The following is an 18,206-nucleotide window of genomic DNA, read 5'->3' on the forward strand; positions in this document are numbered from 1 at the left end:
TGCCTTACAACAATACGCAAAAACGCTCATATTTGTGACAGGGCCCTCAGATGTGTAGAATGAGCGTCCTTTTGTCTCGATGCTGCTTAAATTTTGAGCATTAGGCTGTTGTAAGCCCTTGATTTTTCAATTGTTTTTACTGATGAGAGCTGTTCTATGAGAACTGGTCTGTATACTCCAGGCGACTTTAAGGACAACTGTGGATTCGGTTTGTTAGCCCATCTGGAAGGGCAGCCGAGTCACAAGCTGTTAACGACAGCAATCGAATCCTTAACCTGTATGACACACCGTGGCGGTATTGCTGCGGATGGCAAAACCGGTGACGGATGCGGTCTGTTGATCCAGAAGCCGGATTCTTTCCTGCGTGCTGTATCTGCACAAGCAGGTATTGAATTACCGGCTCAGTACGCTGTTGGTATGCTGTTTATGGATCTTGATGATGCCATTTTCAGCAAGCAGAAAACCGCCGTTGAGCAAGCTCTCAGCAGTCAGGGTCTGTCTGTCTTGGGCTGGCGCACCGTGCCAACCAATAATGACTGCCTGGGACCGATGGCTATCGACTGCCTGCCGCGTTTTGAGCAGGTATTTATTGCTGCCGACTCTGAGCTGGACGAAACCACGTTCGCCGTGAAGCTGTTCTACGCGCGTCGCTACGCCGAGAAAGCACTGAGCGAATATCCGGATTTCTACATCGCCAGTCTGTCAGACCGCGTGCTGTCCTATAAAGGTCTGACCATGCCGGTCGATCTGCCGAACTTCTTTCTGGATCTCGGTGACGAGCGTATGGAAACCGCTATCTGCGTATTCCATCAGCGTTTCTCTACCAACACCATGCCGCGCTGGCAGCTGGCTCAGCCATTCCGCATGCTGGCGCACAACGGTGAGATCAACACCATTCAGGGGAACCGCAGCTGGGCCAATGCCCGTACCGGTAAGTACCAGAGCGATCTGCTGCCTAACCTGAGTGATCTTGCTCCTATTGTTAACACCACAGGTTCTGACTCTTCCTCCATGGACAACATGCTGGAATTGCTGGTTACCGGTGGTATGAACCTGTTCCGTGCCATCCGTATGATGATTCCGCCTGCCTGGCAGAACGTCGAAACTATGGATGCCGATCTGCGTTCTTTCTATGAATACAATTCCATGCATATGGAGCCGTGGGACGGCCCGGCGGGTCTGGTTATTACCGATGGCCGTTACGCCGTGTGTGGCCTTGACCGTAACGGTCTGCGCCCATCGCGCTGGGTTATCACCAAAGACAACTTCATCACCGTTGCATCTGAAGTCGGTGTTTACGGCTACAAGCCGGAAGACGTCGTGGCCAAAGGCCGTGTCGGTCCGGGTGAAATCCTCGCGATTGATACCAAAGAAGGTAAGTTGCTTAACGCCGCAGACATCGACAATGCGCTGAAGTCTGAGTTCCCGTACAAAAAATGGCTGAAAGAAAATGCCATCCGTATGGAAAGCCAGCTGTTGCTGCAAAAAGTTGATGATGCTGAAGCGCTGTCCGGCGATCAGCTCAATACTCATCAGAAGCTGCAACTGGTTACCAACGAAGAGCGTGATCAGGTGCTGCGCCCTATGGGCGAAGAGGGTCAGGAAGCGACTGGCTCTATGGGTGATGATACGCCGATGGCTGTGCTGTCTCAGCGCGTACGCCATATGGCCGATTATTTCCGCCAGCAGTTTGCGCAGGTTACCAACCCGCCGATCGATCCGCTGCGTGAAGCTATCGTGATGTCGCTGGAAACCTGCATCGGCGCCGAGAAAAACGTGTTCGAAACCGGTGCTGATCATGCCAACCGCATCATCCTGACCTCACCGGTACTGTCACCGCTGAAATTCCATGGCCTGAAAACCACAGGTCTGGAAGCGTTTTCTCATACTACCCTGTCGCTGGCATTTGACCCGGCAGTTGGTCTGCAGCAGGCGGTGATCAACCTGGCTGATCAGGCTGAACAGGCGATGCGTAACGGTACCGTTATGATCATCCTGTCGGACCGCGATGTGAACGACAGCCAATGGGTTATTCCTGCGGTTATGGCAACCGGTGCGGTGCATCACCGTCTGGTTAAACAGGGCCTGCGTACCAACGGTAATATCATCGTTGAAACCGGTTCTGCCCGTGACGCGCATCAGTTTGCTGTGCTGTTGGGCTTCGGCGCGACCGCGGTTTATCCGTGGCTGGCTTATGACGTACTGACCGATCTGCACCGCACCAACGAATTACTGGGCGATCCGCTGAAGTCTCAGCAGAACTTCCGCAAAGCCATCCGTAAGGGCCTGCTGAAAGTGATGTCCAAAATGGGTATCTCGACCGTGGCCTCTTACCGTGGTTCGCAGCTGTTTGAAGCTGTGGGTCTGAGCAGAGAAGTTGTGGATTTGTGCTTCTGTGGTGTTACCAGCCGTATTCAGGGCGCAACCTTTGCCGATTTCGAAGAAGATCTCGAGCTGGTGCGTAAGAACGCCTGGAAGACCCGTAAGAAAATCGACCAGGGTGGCCTGATCAAATACGTGCACGGCGGTGAGTACCACGCCTATAACCCGGATGTTGTGAAAAATATTCAGGAAGCCGTACAGACCAACAGTCAGGCAGCCTATGACCGTTTCGCCGATCTGGTGAATAAGCGTCCGGTAGCGACTATCCGTGACCTGCTGAGCCTGCGCAAAGACATCACGCCAATCGATATCAGCGAAGTGGAACCGGCTGAGAAGCTGTTCCCGCGCTTTGATACCGCCGCGATGTCTCTGGGTGCGTTGTCGCCTGAAGCGCACGAAGCACTGGCTGAAGCCATGAACGAACTGGGTGGCCGTTCCAACTCTGGTGAGGGTGGTGAAGATCCGGCCCGTTACGGCACCAACAAAAACTCCAAGATCAAGCAGATTGCTTCCGGTCGTTTTGGTGTAACCCCGGCCTATCTGGCCAGCGCTGATGTGCTGCAGATTAAAGTCGCTCAGGGTGCCAAGCCGGGTGAAGGTGGTCAGCTGCCGGGTGGTAAGGTTAATGACCTGATCGCGACCCTGCGTTACTCCGTGCCTGGTGTAACCCTGATTTCGCCTCCACCGCACCACGACATCTACTCGATTGAAGATCTGGCACAGCTGATCTTTGACCTGAAGCAGGTGAATCCGAATGCTCTGGTATCGGTGAAGCTGGTATCTGAGCCGGGTGTGGGCACGATCGCGGCCGGTGTTGCCAAGGCGTACGCCGACCTGATCACCATCTCGGGTTATGACGGTGGTACTGCGGCTTCGCCGATCACCTCGATTAAATATGCCGGTTCGCCATGGGAGCTGGGTCTGTCCGAAGCTCACCAGGCGCTGCGTGCCAACGACCTGCGCGGTAAGGTCCGCGTACAGACCGATGGTGGTCTGAAGTCTGGTCTGGACGTGGTGAAAGCGGCGATTCTGGGTGCTGAATCTTTCGGTTTCGGTACGCTGCCAATGGTGGCTGTGGGTTGTAAGTACCTGCGTATCTGTCACCTGAACAACTGTGCGACCGGTGTTGCCACCCAGAACGATGGTCTGCGTGAAGAGCACTACATCGGTACCGCCGAGATGGTGAAAAACTACTTCCGCTTCCTCGCTGAAGAAGTACGCGGCTGGATGGCTCAGCTGGGTGTGCGCAGCATGGAAGAGCTGGTTGGCCGTACTGATCTGCTGGACATGCTGGAAGGCCTGACCAGTAAGCAGCGTAATCTGGATCTGATGCCGTTACTGGCTAACGACCATATTCCTGCTGATAAGCCGCATACCGTTAAGGTCGAGCGCAACACTCCGTACGATGAAGGCCTGTTGGCTGAGCGCATGGTGCAGGATGTTCTGCCAGCTATTGAAAATAAAGCCGGTGGTGAATTCAGTTTCCGCATCACCAACTGCGACCGCTCTATCGGTGCGCGTCTGTCCGGTGAGATTGCCAAGCGTTATGGCAATCAGGGCATGGCTGACAAGCCAGTACGCATGAATCTGACCGGTGTTGCCGGTCAGTCATTCGGCGTGTGGAACGCTGGTGGTCTGGAAATGGTGCTGGAAGGTGATGCCAACGATTACGTGGGTAAAGGTATGACCGGCGGTAAGCTGGTGATCTTCCCACCAAAAGGTTCGGCCTTTAATTCGAATGACACCTCTATCGTTGGTAACACCTGTCTGTATGGTGCGACTGGCGGTAAATTGCTGGCGGCCGGCCGTGCCGGTGAGCGTTTCGGTGTACGTAACTCCGGTGCGCATGCGGTTGTTGAAGGCGCAGGCGATCACTGCTGCGAATATATGACCGGCGGTATGGTCTGTGTGCTGGGCGCAACCGGCTATAACTTCGGTGCAGGTATGACCGGTGGTTTTGCGTATGTACTCGACCTCGATAACAGCTTTGTCGACAAGTACAACCACGAGCTGGTGGATATCCATCGTATCTCCAACGAACTGACCGAAGCACACCGCAGCCATCTGCGCGGCGTGCTGCGTGAATTCGTCGGCGAGACCGGCAGCGCCTGGGGTCAGACCATTCTGGATGACTTCGATGGCTTCATCGGCAAATTCTGGCTGGTGAAACCAAAAGCGGCCGACTTACAACAATTGCTGAATAACACCCGTGCTCGTCCTGAGTAATCGGTACAGGACGAGAGAGAGAGGTTCGAGATGGCGCAACGTCTGAACAATAATTTCCAGTTTGTCGAAGTGGGTCGTCAGGACCCGGCAAAAAAATCCATCGATCTGCGCAAAGCGCAGTTCGTGGAGATTTATGAGCCTTTCAAACAGGAACAGGTTAATGACCAGGCACACCGCTGCCTGGCGTGTGGCAACCCATACTGCGAGTGGAAGTGCCCGGTACACAACTACATTCCTAACTGGCTGAAACTGGCCAGCGAAGGCAACATTCTGGAAGCGGTAGAGCTGAGCCATCAGACCAATACCCTGCCGGAAGTCTGTGGCCGTGTATGTCCGCAGGACCGTCTGTGTGAAGGGGCCTGTACCCTGAACGACGGCTTTGGCGCAGTAACCATTGGTAATGTTGAGAAATACATCACCGATACGGCCTTCGCCATGGGCTGGAAGCCGGATATGTCTAAGGTGGTGCCAACCGGTAAGCGCGTTGCCATCATCGGTGCCGGCCCTGCAGGTCTGGGTGCAGCCGATGTGCTGGTGCGTAACGGTGTTACCCCGGTGGTATTCGACAAGTACCCGGAAATCGGTGGTCTGCTGACCTTCGGTATCCCTGAATTCAAGCTGGAAAAGAGCGTGATGGTTAACCGTCGCAAAGTCTTCGAAGGCATGGGTGTGGAATTCCGTCTGAACACTGAAGTGGGCAAAGACGTTGATTTCCAGAGCATCATCGATGAATTCGATGCGGTGTTCCTGGGTATGGGTACCTACAACTACATGAAGGGCGGTTTCCCGGGTGAAGATCTGCCGGGCGTTCATGACGCACTGGATTTCCTCATCTCCAACGTCAACCGTAACCTCGGCTTTGAGAAAGGCGCTGCGGATTTTGTCAGCGTTAAAGGCAAAAAAGTTGTGGTTCTCGGTGGTGGTGATACAGCGATGGACTGTAACCGTACCTCCATCCGTCAGGGGGCAGCCAAAGTAACCTGTGCTTACCGTCGTGATGAAGACAACATGCCGGGTTCCAAGCGCGAAGTGGTTAACGCCCGTGAAGAAGGCGTGAACTTCCTGTTCAACCGTCAGCCGGTCGCCATTGTTGGCGATGGCAAAGTGGAAGGCGTAAAAGTCGTGACCACGCAGATGGGTGAGCCTGATGAAAACGGCCGTCGCCGTCCGGAAGTGGTGGAAGGTTCTGAAGAGATCCTGCCAGCAGACGCGGTACTGGTGGCTTTCGGTTTCCGTCCAAGCCCGGCGCCATGGTTTAAGGATTTCGGTATCGAACTGAACAGCTGGGATGGTGTGGTTGCACCGGAAGAGCAGGAATTCAAGTTCCAGACCACCAATCCGAAAGTGTTTGCCGGTGGCGATATGGTACGTGGTTCTGATCTGGTGGTTACTGCCATCTGGGAAGGCCGTAACGCCGCTGAAGGTATTCTCGACTACCTCGACGTATAAGCCATTTTCTGCCTGTTTTAGGCAGAATGTGACAAACGGCATAAAACGCGGCTTACCCGGTGGGTAGCCGCGTTTTTGTTTATGGCCTCTTTAACCGCAGCAATGCTATCCTAACCGGCAATAAGAATACTGTTGGGACAATTACAAATGGAGCGCGCGCGCATGTTCAAGCCCACTGCATTAATCAGTCTTCTGCTGACCCTTCTTCTGACCGCCTGTGGTGGTGATAGTGGTTCGGTGGTTGGAGGTTCAAATAATTCTGATGGCGATACCACAACGGTTGGTACCGGGGATAATGTAACTACTGGTTCTGATATAGATAAGCCGCGTTTGGGCACGGGGAGTGGTTCTTCGTTTACTATTGCTGCGCTTGATATCGCAGTTACTACGCTAAGTGCTGGTGGCACAACAAACATCAGTGCAAACATCGTCGATATTGACAATAACAATGCAAAAATTGCATCAAAACAATATGGCGTTGAGTTTACCTCTGATTGTGCGGATACCGGCAAGGCAGAATTCAGTAAAGCGGATGACGTTACATCGAATGGTTCGGTAAGTGTCACATACAAAGCAAAAGGCTGTGCGGGGGCTGATCTGGTCTCGTTTAAGCTCTATGCTGCGGAAGATGGCAGTATTGATAAAGGTAACGTCTTACATGCAGCGTCAGGAAGTCTCACGGTAATTCCGCCGGAGGTGGGCGCAATTACTTTTGTTGGACTTAGTAACACAGCGATTTCGATTAGTACAATTGCCAATGCCGTTTTACCCAAGTTCACAGAAGTGACCTTTAAGGTTTTAGATCAAACTAACAACCCAATTGAGGGACGTACTGTTGAATTTGCACTGACAAATGAAGTTGGTGGCCTTAGCTTGAATTTAGCCAATGGCATTACCAATGAGAATGGGGAAGTGGTTGCTATTGTTCAATCTGGCAGTACCCATGCAGTAACATCTCTTGTTGCTACAACTCTGGCCAATGATGGCGTCACGAAAATAAGTACCAGTTCGTTACCAATATCGATTACATCCGGGATTGCAGATCAGAATAGCTTCAATGTTGTTGCTCAAGTGCTGAACCCACTTGCGTTTGATGTAACTGGCTCGACGGTACAGATTACCGCCTATGCTGGTGACGCATATGGAAATCCGGTTGCAGACGGCACTGTAGTTAACTTTATATCGGAGTCTGGCATGGTGGTGCCATCGCAGTGTCCGACTAGCAATGGCAAGTGCTCAGTTGAATGGGTAAGTACCTCGCCAGTTTCAGGTGGTACTCTGAGTGATGGCAATTACAAGACAGACCGGGTTGGTTTTCCAGGTTATGATGCATCTTGGACGGGAGGTCGCGCAGGTGTTAATACAATTCTTGCCTATACGCTCGGAGAGGCGGGTTTTGCCGATAATAATGGAAATGGTCTTCTTGATGCTGTAGGAGCTACTGATGATGAGAGCTACCTTACACTGTCAGAGGCTTTTTTAGATGCCAATGAGAATGGGGGATTCGATTTAAGTGATGCCGATAATCCATACGAGAAGCTGGTTGAATTTAATGGTAACGGATCTTTTGATTCGGCACCAAGTACATATCAAGGCGTTATGTGCACCGAGGCAACCAAAGCTCAGGGGCATTGCGCAAACTTAGTCCATGTGCGTGATAGTGTAACCATTGTTGCTGCGGCAGGAGTTAACTATGTACCTGTCATTAATCTCACAGCTATTACTGGTAGTGTAACTTCTGATTTAAGTGGTAACAGTTGCATTAATGTTCGCAATGAATCACCGGTTTCTTTTTCCTTTAATCTGACTGACGTCAATGGGAATGTTCCACCAATCGATACAGGTATCTCATTTACTGCGGACGGATTTGATGTCATTGAATTCGCTCCTACCAAGGTTAGGAATGTTTTCAGTACTACCGGTTTTCCTTTCACCGTTATTATTGGTGCGGATGACACTTTTGATAGCGGGATCGCTAAGTTAGTTGTTAAAACGACACGAGATGCTCAGACTAGCTGGTCATCAGTTCGGCTAACAGATGATCCAAGAATAACCGTGACTCCTGACCAGTATCTGTTGGATGTGTCGGGTGGTAATCAAACGGTTACTTATACATTTAAAGATGCCTGTGGTAATGCCCCCGCAGCTAATACTGTAATTCTCTTCCGTTTAGGGAATGGCCAGTTTGCTGGTGGTGGTACCAAGCTGCAGATTAGCGGCGCTGATCTGACAGCGGGTGCTTACACAGTGACATATGCAACGGATGGTACGCCAAGTACTGGTAACGTAAGCATTACAACAATTGAGTCAAATGATGGGATCAGTAACTCGGTTGACTATGAAATCGAAGACTGATTTTTCATAACAAAAAACCCGGCCCCGGCCGGGTTTTTTGTGTCTACCTCTGGCTTGCAGGTGCTGTTCTGCCCTTTGCTGCGCAAAGTCAAAAATCGCCTAGGCGATTTTTTGGTATGATAGCGCGCAAATTCTCTGGTGCTGATTTAGGTATTCCATGTCTGAACTGAAAAATGATCGTTTTCTGAAGGCTTTGCTCCGTCAACCGGTTGACCGCACTCCGGTGTGGATGATGCGTCAGGCCGGGCGTTACCTGCCGGAATACCGCGCCAGCCGTGCTCAGGCCGGTGACTTTATGTCGCTGTGCAAGAACCCCGAGCTGGCCTGTGAAGTCACCATTCAGCCGCTGGACCGCTTCCCGCTGGATGCTGCGATTCTGTTCTCTGACATCCTGACCATTCCTGATGCGATGGGGCTGGGTCTGTACTTTGAGACCGGCGAAGGCCCGCGTTTCAATAAAATCATCCGCACCGAAGCCGATGTGCAGAGTCTGAACGTGGTGAATACCGCCGCCGATCTGGATTACGTGCTGAAAGCGGTTTCCACCATTCGCCGCGAACTGAATGGTCGCGTACCGCTGATCGGCTTCTCCGGCAGTCCGTGGACGCTGGCGACCTATATGGTTGAAGGTGGCTCGTCGAAAGATTTCCGCCACGTGAAGGCGATGATGTATGACACGCCGGAAGTGATGCATCAGCTGCTGGATGTACTGGCAAAATCTGTGATCGATTATCTGAATGCGCAGATCAAAGCCGGTGCCCAGGCGGTACAGATTTTTGATACCTGGGGCGGCAGCCTGAGCGATGTGGCTTACCGTGAATTCTCGCTGAAGTATATGCAGCAGATTGTGGCTGGTCTGATCCGCGAACACGATGGCCAGAAAATTCCGGTTATTCTGTTCACCAAAGGCGGTGGTCAGTGGCTGGAAGGCATGGCTGATACCGGTGCCGATGCGCTGGGTCTCGACTGGACAACGGATCTGGGTAATGCCCGTGGTCGCGTGGGTAACCGGGTGGCGCTGCAGGGTAATATGGATCCGTCTGTGCTGTACGCTTCACCGAAAACCATCCGTGCCGAGGTTAAACGCATCCTCGACAGCTACGGCAATGGCTCTGGCCATGTGTTTAACCTGGGTCATGGCATTCATCAGTTTGTTGATCCGGAACATGCCAAGGCCTTTGTTGAGGCTGTGGTTGAGTTAAGTCCTGAGTACCACCAGGGCTGAGCGCGACGATTATCCCTTAGCTATCCGGGCCGGAGTTTCGTAAGGAACTCCGGCTTTTTTATAACTGCATGATTTCTTTGTATTTATTCTGGTTATCAGGTTAGGCACGGCTGACAATTCTTTGCATCGCAATGTCGCCTTTTGTGTAGCGCGGGCGCTGATCATGCTATCTTTTGGCGGTTCAGGTCATGGTGGATGACCGTCACCTTCAGGTATGAGGCTTTCATTTTTATGAATCTGCTCTGGATTCCGTTGCTGCCATTGCTGGGAACTTTGGTGCCATTACTCAGCTATCGCTTTGGTCGTACGGCGACGGCCGCGCTGACCGCATTACTGCCGGCGATATCATTGATTCTGGTGGTGCAGGCTATTCCGGCGGTTTTTGCCGGTGAGGCTTTAACCTGGCAGGCCAGCTGGATTCCGCAGATAGGTCTGAATCTGGCCTTTCACCTCGATGGTCTGGCTCTGCTGTTTAGCCTGCTGATTCTGGGGATTGGCCTGCTGGTTATTCTGTATGCGCGTTATTACCTGTCTGATAACGATCATATGGGGCGCTTTTATTCGTATCTGATTCTGTTTATGACCGCCATGCTCGGCGTGGTGCTGTCGAATAACCTGCTGCAGCTGTGGTTCTTCTGGGAGCTGACCAGTATCAGCTCCTTCCTGCTGATCAGTTTCTGGTCACATAAGACTGATGCCCGTAAGGGTGCCCGTATGGCGCTGACCATCACCGGTGCCGGTGGTCTGGCTTTGTTGGGTGCGTTGATTCTTATTGGTCAGACGGTGGGCAGTTACGACTTACGCACCGTGTTGGCGAGTGGTGATGTACTGCGTGAGAGTGCGGTGTATCCGGTCATTATTGTGCTGTTCCTGCTGGGAGCGTTTACTAAGTCAGCACAGTTTCCGTTCCATTTCTGGCTGCCGCATGCCATGGCGGCACCGACGCCTGTTTCCGCCTATCTGCACTCGGCCACTATGGTGAAAGCCGGTGTATTCCTGCTGGCGCGTTTTTATCCGGTGCTGGCGGATACTGATCTGTGGTTTGTGATTGTCAGTATGGTGGGTCTGGCTACCTTGCTGCTGGGCGCTTATACCGCTTTGTTCAAACACGATTTAAAAGGACTGCTGGCGTATTCCACCATCAGTCATCTGGGTCTGATTACGCTGTTATTTGGTCTGGATACCGAGCTGGCGGCCATTGCCGCGGTATTCCATATTATTAACCACGCAGTATTCAAGGCGTCATTATTTATGGCGGCGGGGATTATTGACCACGAGTCCGGTTCGCGTGATATGCGTCAGCTGAATGGTCTGTGGAAATATATGCCGTATACCGCAACGTTAGCGATGGTGGCTGCAGCATCCATGGCGGGCGTTCCCTTGCTGAATGGCTTCTTATCGAAAGAAATGCTGTTTGCCGAAACTCTGCATCAGGCCACGCTTGGGTCGTTATCCTGGTTGATTCCGCTGCTGGCCACCATTGGTGGAGCACTGGCGGTGGCTTACTCGCTGCGTTTTATTCACGACGTATTTTTTAATGGTGAACCGATTAATCTGCCGCGCACACCTCATGAGCCACCACGCTATATGCGTGTACCGGTAGAAATTCTCGTTGTGCTCTGTCTGCTGGTCGGTATCGTCCCTGATTTTGCCGTTGGTGATTTATTAAATGCGGCTGCCAGTGCTGTTCTGCATAAGCCACTGCCGGATTTCAGTCTGGCGGTATGGCATGGTTTTAACGGCCCTTTACTGATGAGCCTGCTGGCGGTGGCTGGTGGCGCTACGCTGTATTATAACCGCCGCCATCTGTTTGCCTTTCAGGGACAATTTGCCGACTTCGATGCAAAAATCGAATTTGAAAAAGGCATTCAGTGGACCACCGAGAAAGCCGCAGTTATTCACCGCTGGCTCGATAATGCCTCACTGCAGCGTTATGTTTTCCTGCTGATTATATTCTCGCTGTTTGTTACCGCCTGGCCACTGCTGCAGCTGGAAAATGCTCAGGGCAGCCGGCCACAGTTACCGGTTAATGGCATAGTACTGGTGGCTGCCGGATTGCTGATTATCGGCACACTGGCAACGGTAATCTTCAGTCATCTGCGCTTACTGGCGCTGATTATGATTTCTATTGTCGGCTTGATTGTGGCTATCGCCTTCGCTTACTTTTCTGCTCCCGATCTTGCACTGACTCAGCTGTCGGTAGAGGTGGCGACCATTATCCTGTTTTTGCTGGCGCTGTATTTTCTGCCACAGAAAACGCCACTGCGTGACAGCTCACCACGGCGGATTGTGCGTGATCTGAGCATTGCCTCGCTGGTGGGTGCAGTGATTGGTACTCTGTGTTACGCCATGCTGACCCGGCCATTGCACAGTATTTCCGAGTTCTTTATTGCCAACAGTAAAACCGGCGGTGGCGGCACCAATGTGGTGAACGTGATTCTCGTGGACTTCCGTGGTTTCGATACGCTGGGTGAAATTACCGTTCTGGCGATTGCCGGTCTGGGTATTTATAAACTGCTGGCCGGAATGCGCTTATACGTTCCTGCTGCAGATTCTGAAGGCCGGCCATGGGCTAAAGATAAAAACCCGATGATGCTGGCGCTGATTTCACAGAGCCTGTTGCCACTCGCTTTGCTGGTGTCGGCCTATATTTTCCTGCGTGGCCATAACATGCCGGGCGGTGGTTTTATCGCGGGCCTGATTACCGCCATTGCTTTAATCCAGCAGTACATCGCTCATGGTGTGGCATGGATGAAAATCAGACTGAATTTCCCGTATCACTGGCTGATTGCTGCAGGTTTACTGTTGGCAACGTTCTCTGGTTTGGGTAGCTGGCTGTTTGACCAACCCTTCTTAACCACCTGGTTTGATTATTTCTCGCTGCCCTGGATTGGTAAATTCGAACTGGCCAGTGCCATGGTATTTGATTTAGGGGTTTATTTTACGGTGATCGGTGCAACACTTCTGATTCTGGCAAATCTTGGTCAGCTAACCACCAGTGAGCGGCCGCTGCCGGGAGGAAAATAATGGAAACAATTTATGCAATCTGTGTAGGGATAATGACTGCGGGTGGTGTGTTTCTGGTGCTGCGTGGTTACACCTTCGCGGTGGTGCTGGGGCTGACACTGCTGTCTTACGCGGTCAATCTGTTTTTATTTGCCAGTGGACGTCTGGTCATTAACGGGGCCGCCATTCTTGGTGAGTCGGAGGTGTACGCCGACCCCTTACCACAGGCGCTGGTATTAACCGCGATTGTTATTGGTTTTGCCATGACGGCTTTTGCCTTGATTCTGGCACTGCGTGCCCGTGCTGATCTGGGTAATGATCAGGTTGATGGAGATAACGACTGAATATGCTGCAGCATCTGATCTTTTTCCCGGTTTTATTGCCTCTGCTGGCAGGTATCTTTTTATTGCTGCCACCACTGCATGGGCATGTTCAGCGCCAGCGTGTGACCGTATTTCTGGTCAATATTCTGCTGCTGGCCAGTGCCGTGCTGCTGTTGCAGCAAAGCCTGCAGCACGAACCGCAAATGTACATGATGGGTAACTGGCAGGCGCCGTTTGGTATCGCTCTGGTTAACGATAAGCTGGCGGCCATTATGTTGCTGTTAAGTGCAGTGTTGGGCTTTGCCGTGCATTTATACGCCTGCGCCGGCGATGATCAGCGAGGACCTTTTTTCCATCCGTTGTTTATGTTTCAGCTGATGGGGATTAACGGTGCATTTTTAACCGGCGATGTATTTAACCTCTTCGTATTCTTCGAAATTCTGCTGATCGCTTCATACTCGTTGCTGATCCATGGCGGTGGTAAGCAGCGGACTCAGGCTGCCGTACATTATGTGTTTCTGAATCTGGTGGGCTCGGCCTTTTTCCTCTTTGGTCTGGGAATTATTTACGCCACTTTCGGCACGCTCAATCTGGCCGATATGGCGCATAAGGCTGCGCAGTTAAACAGTGAAGATGTCGCACTGGCAAAAGCGGGCGGGCTGTTATTACTGGTTGTATTTGGTCTTAAAGCCGCGTTATTACCTCTGCACTTCTGGCTGCCGCGCACTTACGCCCATACCTCTACACCGGTTGCCGCGTTGTTTGCCATTATGACCAAGGTGGGCATTTACAGTATCTGGCGCGTGCATACGGCGGTGTTCGGTGAATTTGGTGGTGAACTGGCAAATATTGCCATCAGCTGGTTGTGGCCGCTGGCACTGGCAACGTTGGTTGCCGGCATTATCGCTTTGCTGGCCAGCCAGACACTGAAAATGCTGGCGGCTAATCTGGTGGTGGTTTCTGCGGGTTCATTACTGCTGACGATTGCGCTTAATACTCCGCAGGCAACCGCCGCGGGGTTGTATTATTTAATTCACAGCACGCTGATGGCCGCTGCTTTGTTCCTGATTGCGGGCCTTGTACATGAACAGCGCGGGCAGGCACAGGATCGTTTTGTGCGTTCGCGTCCGGTGAATCAGCCGGCACTGCTTGGCGGCTTATTTTTTATCGCAGCTCTGGCATTAATCGGTATGCCACCGCTGTCCGGCTTTGTCGGCAAAATCATGTTATTGCAGGCTGCGGGTGCGGGAGCAGACGCTGCCTGGATCTGGCCGCCGCTGCTTATTTCCGGTCTGGCAGCGCTGATTATGTTTTCCCGCGCGGGTACCACTTTATTCTGGCGTGTGCAGGGAACGTCACAAAATCAGGTTATGGCACATCCGCTGCAGATTACAGCGATCATTGTGTTATTGCTGACGTCGCCTTTGATGGTGATCTGGGGTGGTGCTCTGACAGATATGACAATCGCCGCTGCCAATGAACTACACCGGTTACCCCAGCCGCTGAGTCCGGCGGTAAGTACATTGCAGGAGGTGCTGAAATGAAACGTTGGTTACCGATGCCACTGCACACTTTGCTGCTATTGCTGGTCTGGCTGTTGCTGAATGGTTTTTCTGCCGGGCACTTTGTTCTCGGTGGCTTTCTCGCCTGGCTTATTCCGCTATTAACCGCACCTTATTCGGATCATCAGAACCGGGCCGGAAAGCCACTGGTGGTTATCCGTTATGTCCTGCGTCTGTTGCTGGATATTGTGTTGTCCAATATTGATGTCGCACGGCGGGTGCTGAAATCCAACCGGAGCCTGCAGCCGGGCTTTGTTGCTTTTCCCCTGGCACTGCAGGGGGATTTTCCGCTGACGGTTTTAGCCAGTACGATTTCCCTGACTCCCGGTACGGTGAGTGTGGATTTTTCCGAAGATAAACAGTGGCTGTATATTCATGCATTGCATATTACCGATGAGCAGGCACTGATTAACGATATTAAGCAGCATTACGAAAAACCCCTGCAGGAGATATTTTCATGCTGAGCCTGACAATATTGCAGGGTGCCGTTTTACTGACATCGACTCTGGTTGTGGTGGCGCTGATTTTAAATATCTGGCGTATGTTGCGTGGTCCGGATATCACTGACCGTATTCTGGCTCTGGATACGCTTTACATAAACAGCATTGCGCTGATTATCCTGCTTGGCCTGTATAACGGTTCGGCCCTGTACTTTGAAGGCGCACTGCTGATTGCCATGCTGGGTTTTGTCAGCACGGCGGCGTTGTGTAAATACCTGTTGCGTGGCGACATTATCGAGTAATGCTTATGGAATCTGTAGTACATATTATCGCTGCGGTGCTGTTGTTAACGGGTGGTTTCTTTGTTTTTGTCGGCTCTGTCGGCCTGTTGAAACTGCCTGACTTTTTTACCCGCCTGCATGCACCAACCAAGGCGACCACAATGGGTATTGGCGCGATTCTGCTGGCCTCTATGGTACTGACGACCATGCGCGATGGTCGTTTGAGCATTCATGAGCTGGTCATCAGCCTGTTTTTGTTTATTACCGCGCCGGTATCTGCACATATGTTGGCCAAGGCGGCACTGCATCGCCGGGTGAAATTGCTTGATCACAGCAAAAATGCACAACTGGCACCGAAGGCGGCAGAGCAGAAAACACCGGAGTGATTTTCGCCGGGCAGATTACAGATCATTGCTATACTTATCAGTATATAGTCTGAGAAGATTCTGCCGTCTGGGCAAATCACCACCGGAATCAACATGCGTAATGGCAGTCAGTACCAGCAATCCCAGGGGTTGCTGCTGTTTAAAATCAACGAACGGCAGACCTTTGGCCTCGGCACTCTTAAAGTAAAAGAAATTGTGCCCTGGCAGCCATTAACTTCTATTCCACAATCCCATGCAGTTGTTGCCGGAACGGCTTATATCCGTGGTGTTACTATTTCGGTAATCGACCTGGCGGCTGCTATTGGTTATCGCCCGGTCAGTCCGGCAGAAATGAAAGACTGCTTTATTATTATTACCGACTGCCAACGCCAGAATGTCGGTTTTCTGGTGCGTAAAATTGACCGCATTATTGATTACAGCTGGCGCAATATCAGCCCGCCCCCCAGTGCTGCCGGGCGGCATATTTATTCCACCGGTATTATTGAATATGACAAGAAGCTGATTCAGCTGCTGGATATTGAAATGGTGCTGTCGACCATCTTTCCGGCCGACGAAGAAGCATTGCATGCTGATATCAGCCGTGAAGAGCAGAGCCGCTTACGCGCGCATCCTATTTTACTGGTGGATGATTCCAGCGTCGCACGCCGGCAGCTGGCGGAAGCACTGAATCATGTCGATGTGCCGTTTGAGGTTTGCTCCGATGGTAAGCAGGCGTTAACGCTGCTGACCGAAGCTGCAGCACGCGGTACACCGTTCGATATTCTGGTCAGCGATATTGAGATGCCGGGGCTGGATGGTTATGAACTGGCCTTTGAAGTGCGTAATAACAGCACGACTCAGGGCATGTACATTATTCTGCACACCTCGCTTTCCAGCGAAATCAGCGTCGACCGTGCCCATCAGGTGGGTGCCAACGAAGCGCTGACGAAATTTGATGCCGCCGAGCTGATTCATGCCATGCTGCGCGGCGCTGAGCAGGTTGAGCGTGGCGATGTGATTCCCGGCGTGGAAAGCCGTCGCCAGAATTAAAACGGATTCCTGCGACGACTTTCCTGCCGGCTTATCAGCGCTGCTGTTAAACGGCGTTGATGGCTTCCTGTAATTTATCCACACCAATAATGGTCATGCCGGGTATTGCCTGACGCGGAACATTGGCTTTCGGCACGATAGCGCGGGTAAAGCCATGCTTGGCGGCTTCTTTAATGCGTTCCTGACCGGAGGGCACCGGCCGGATTTCTCCGGATAAACCCACCTCACCAAACACGATTAACTCCTGCGGCAATGGCTGATTACGGAAGCTGGATAACGCAGACAGCAACAAGGCCAGATCGGCAGCGGTTTCTCCGACTTTTACCCCTCCGACTACGTTGATATACACATCCTGGTCACCCAGATGCACGCCACCATGGCGATGCAGTGCTGCCAGCAATAAATTCATGCGGTTCTGGTCGAGGCCAACGGCCACCCGCTTAGGATGGCCAAAGTGGCTGTCATCGACCAGCGCCTGAATTTCGACCAGCAACGGCCGCGTACCTTCCCAGATCACCATCACCACGCTGCCGGCGGCGGGCTCTTCGCTGCGGCTTAAAAAGATCGAACTGGGGTTTTTGACTTCTTTTAAGCCGCTGTCGAGCATGGCAAAGACGCCCAGCTCATTAATGGCACCAAAGCGGTTTTTAATACCGCGCAGGGTACGGAAGCGGCTGTCGCCGGAGCCTTCGAGCATGATCGAACAGTCGATCATATGCTCCAGTACTTTCGGCCCGGCCAGGGTTCCGTCTTTGGTCACGTGGCCGACGAGAAATAATACGGTGTTGGTTTGTTTGGCGTAGCGGGTCAGGGCGGCGGCGCTTTCGCGTACCTGTGACACGCTGCCCGGCGCCGATTCCACGCCTTCAACGTGCATCACCTGAATCGAGTCGATCACCACAATCTTCGGCTTATGCTGCTGCAGGGTATTAAGCAGGCGCTCGACGCTGGTTTCACTCAGCATATTCAGCTGGTCGGTTGGCAGGCCTAAACGTTTGGCACGCATGGCTACCTGTTGCAGGCTTTCTTCGCCGGTAACGTATAAAGCGGGCATATTCCCGGCTAGCGTGCACATAGTCTGCAGCAGGAGTGTGGACTTACCAGCACCGGGATGGCCGCCGATTAAAATGGCCGAGCCCGGCACCAGACCGCCGCCCAGTACCCGGTCAAATTCCAGCATGCCACTGCTGATACGCGGTACTTCGGCCAGATCAACATCGGCCAGACGCTGAATTCCCTGACTGCCCGCGGCGCCGGCATAACCTGCGTAACTGGCATCACGGGACGGAGTTTTGGATGACGATACAACAAATTCCTGCAGCGTATTCCAGGCACCACAGTCGGTACATTGCCCCTGCCATTTGGCGTGTTCAGAGCCACAGTCGTTGCAGACGTAAGCGGTTTTTTTCTTGGCCATAGCGATTTCTGTGCAATAAGCGGAAGGGGAGAGTGTAAGGCATTGCGCGTTCAGCGTCAGGGCCGTTACGTGTTCATCGTCAGGCTCGGTAAAGAGGCTGCATTCTCCCTATGGCGGCGCGGTAC

At 52.4% G+C, this 18,206-nt stretch carries 12 protein-coding genes; 11 read left to right on the forward strand and 1 reads right to left on the reverse strand.

The window, feature by feature from the left end:
- The first annotated feature begins 156 nt into the window (after nt 1–156).
- The 11 genes from gltB (at nt 157) to LGT44_RS14680 (ending at nt 16,664) form a co-directional block, all read left to right on the forward strand.
- Complete coding sequence (gltB, locus tag LGT44_RS14630; protein ID WP_225692404.1) at nt 157–4,608, forward strand: glutamate synthase large subunit; 4,452 nt, start codon at nt 157–159, stop codon at nt 4,606–4,608.
- Between the two features lie 30 nt (nt 4,609–4,638).
- Nucleotides 4,639–6,057, forward strand: coding sequence for an FAD-dependent oxidoreductase (locus LGT44_RS14635; protein ID WP_230331194.1), 1,419 nt, complete (start codon nt 4,639–4,641; stop codon nt 6,055–6,057).
- A gap of 162 nt (nt 6,058–6,219) precedes the next feature.
- Nucleotides 6,220–8,412 (forward strand): hypothetical protein, encoded by a 2,193-nt coding sequence (locus LGT44_RS14640; protein ID WP_230331193.1) that lies wholly within the window; start codon nt 6,220–6,222, stop codon nt 8,410–8,412.
- 157 nt (nt 8,413–8,569) lie between these two features.
- On the forward strand, nt 8,570–9,637 hold the full coding sequence (gene hemE / locus LGT44_RS14645) for a uroporphyrinogen decarboxylase (RefSeq protein ID WP_230331192.1): 1,068 nt from the start codon (nt 8,570–8,572) through the stop codon (nt 9,635–9,637).
- A 231-nt stretch (nt 9,638–9,868) separates the two neighbouring features.
- Nucleotides 9,869–12,664: a monovalent cation/H+ antiporter subunit A gene (locus LGT44_RS14650; protein ID WP_145470753.1), complete on the forward strand. Its 2,796-nt coding sequence runs from the start codon at nt 9,869–9,871 to the stop codon at nt 12,662–12,664.
- The gene (locus tag LGT44_RS14655; RefSeq protein ID WP_145470755.1) at nt 12,664–12,987 is read left to right on the forward strand and encodes a Na+/H+ antiporter subunit C; all 324 of its coding nucleotides are present in this window, start codon (nt 12,664–12,666) and stop codon (nt 12,985–12,987) included. Before LGT44_RS14650 ends, LGT44_RS14655 begins: the two co-directional genes overlap by 1 nt.
- Before the next feature lie 2 nt (nt 12,988–12,989).
- Nucleotides 12,990–14,510 (forward strand): monovalent cation/H+ antiporter subunit D, encoded by a 1,521-nt coding sequence (locus tag LGT44_RS14660; protein WP_230331191.1) that lies wholly within the window; start codon nt 12,990–12,992, stop codon nt 14,508–14,510.
- Entirely contained in the window at nt 14,507–14,992 is a 486-nt protein-coding gene (locus LGT44_RS14665) for a Na+/H+ antiporter subunit E (RefSeq protein ID WP_230331190.1), read from the forward strand. Before LGT44_RS14660 ends, LGT44_RS14665 begins: the two co-directional genes overlap by 4 nt.
- Nucleotides 14,986–15,270 (forward strand): K+/H+ antiporter subunit F, encoded by a 285-nt coding sequence (locus LGT44_RS14670; protein WP_145470761.1) that lies wholly within the window; start codon nt 14,986–14,988, stop codon nt 15,268–15,270. Before LGT44_RS14665 ends, LGT44_RS14670 begins: the two co-directional genes overlap by 7 nt.
- 5 nt (nt 15,271–15,275) lie before the next feature.
- On the forward strand, nt 15,276–15,635 hold the full coding sequence (locus tag LGT44_RS14675; protein WP_145470763.1) for a Na+/H+ antiporter subunit G: 360 nt from the start codon (nt 15,276–15,278) through the stop codon (nt 15,633–15,635).
- Between the two features lie 93 nt (nt 15,636–15,728).
- Nucleotides 15,729–16,664: a chemotaxis protein gene (locus tag LGT44_RS14680; RefSeq protein WP_225692410.1), complete on the forward strand. Its 936-nt coding sequence runs from the start codon at nt 15,729–15,731 to the stop codon at nt 16,662–16,664.
- A 46-nt stretch (nt 16,665–16,710) separates the two neighbouring features.
- On the opposite strand, the gene radA is transcribed toward LGT44_RS14680, so the two are convergent.
- Nucleotides 16,711–18,081 (reverse strand): DNA repair protein RadA, encoded by a 1,371-nt coding sequence (gene radA / locus LGT44_RS14685; protein ID WP_145470767.1) that lies wholly within the window; start codon nt 18,079–18,081, stop codon nt 16,711–16,713.
- Nucleotides 18,082–18,206 lie beyond the last annotated feature (125 nt).

The sequence above is a fragment of the Thalassolituus alkanivorans genome, from assembly GCF_020447205.1.
In the GTDB taxonomy this organism is placed as follows: domain Bacteria; phylum Pseudomonadota; class Gammaproteobacteria; order Pseudomonadales; family Oceanobacteraceae; genus Venatoribacter; species Venatoribacter alkanivorans.

Excerpts from the sequence above, each read along its gene's own strand:
- gltB (WP_225692404.1), top strand. The coding sequence starts at position 157 with ATGAGAACTGGTCTGTATACTCCAGGCGACTTTAAGGACAACTGTGGA.
- LGT44_RS14635 (WP_230331194.1), top strand. The coding sequence starts at position 4,639 with ATGGCGCAACGTCTGAACAATAATTTCCAGTTTGTCGAAGTGGGTCGT.
- LGT44_RS14640 (WP_230331193.1), top strand. The coding sequence starts at position 6,220 with ATGTTCAAGCCCACTGCATTAATCAGTCTTCTGCTGACCCTTCTTCTG.
- hemE (WP_230331192.1), top strand. The coding sequence starts at position 8,570 with ATGTCTGAACTGAAAAATGATCGTTTTCTGAAGGCTTTGCTCCGTCAA.
- LGT44_RS14650 (WP_145470753.1), top strand. The coding sequence starts at position 9,869 with ATGAATCTGCTCTGGATTCCGTTGCTGCCATTGCTGGGAACTTTGGTG.
- LGT44_RS14655 (WP_145470755.1), top strand. The coding sequence starts at position 12,664 with ATGGAAACAATTTATGCAATCTGTGTAGGGATAATGACTGCGGGTGGT.
- LGT44_RS14660 (WP_230331191.1), top strand. The coding sequence starts at position 12,990 with ATGCTGCAGCATCTGATCTTTTTCCCGGTTTTATTGCCTCTGCTGGCA.
- LGT44_RS14665 (WP_230331190.1), top strand. The coding sequence starts at position 14,507 with ATGAAACGTTGGTTACCGATGCCACTGCACACTTTGCTGCTATTGCTG.
- LGT44_RS14670 (WP_145470761.1), top strand. The coding sequence starts at position 14,986 with ATGCTGAGCCTGACAATATTGCAGGGTGCCGTTTTACTGACATCGACT.
- LGT44_RS14675 (WP_145470763.1), top strand. The coding sequence starts at position 15,276 with ATGGAATCTGTAGTACATATTATCGCTGCGGTGCTGTTGTTAACGGGT.
- LGT44_RS14680 (WP_225692410.1), top strand. The coding sequence starts at position 15,729 with ATGCGTAATGGCAGTCAGTACCAGCAATCCCAGGGGTTGCTGCTGTTT.
- radA (WP_145470767.1), bottom strand. The coding sequence starts at position 18,081 with ATGGCCAAGAAAAAAACCGCTTACGTCTGCAACGACTGTGGCTCTGAA.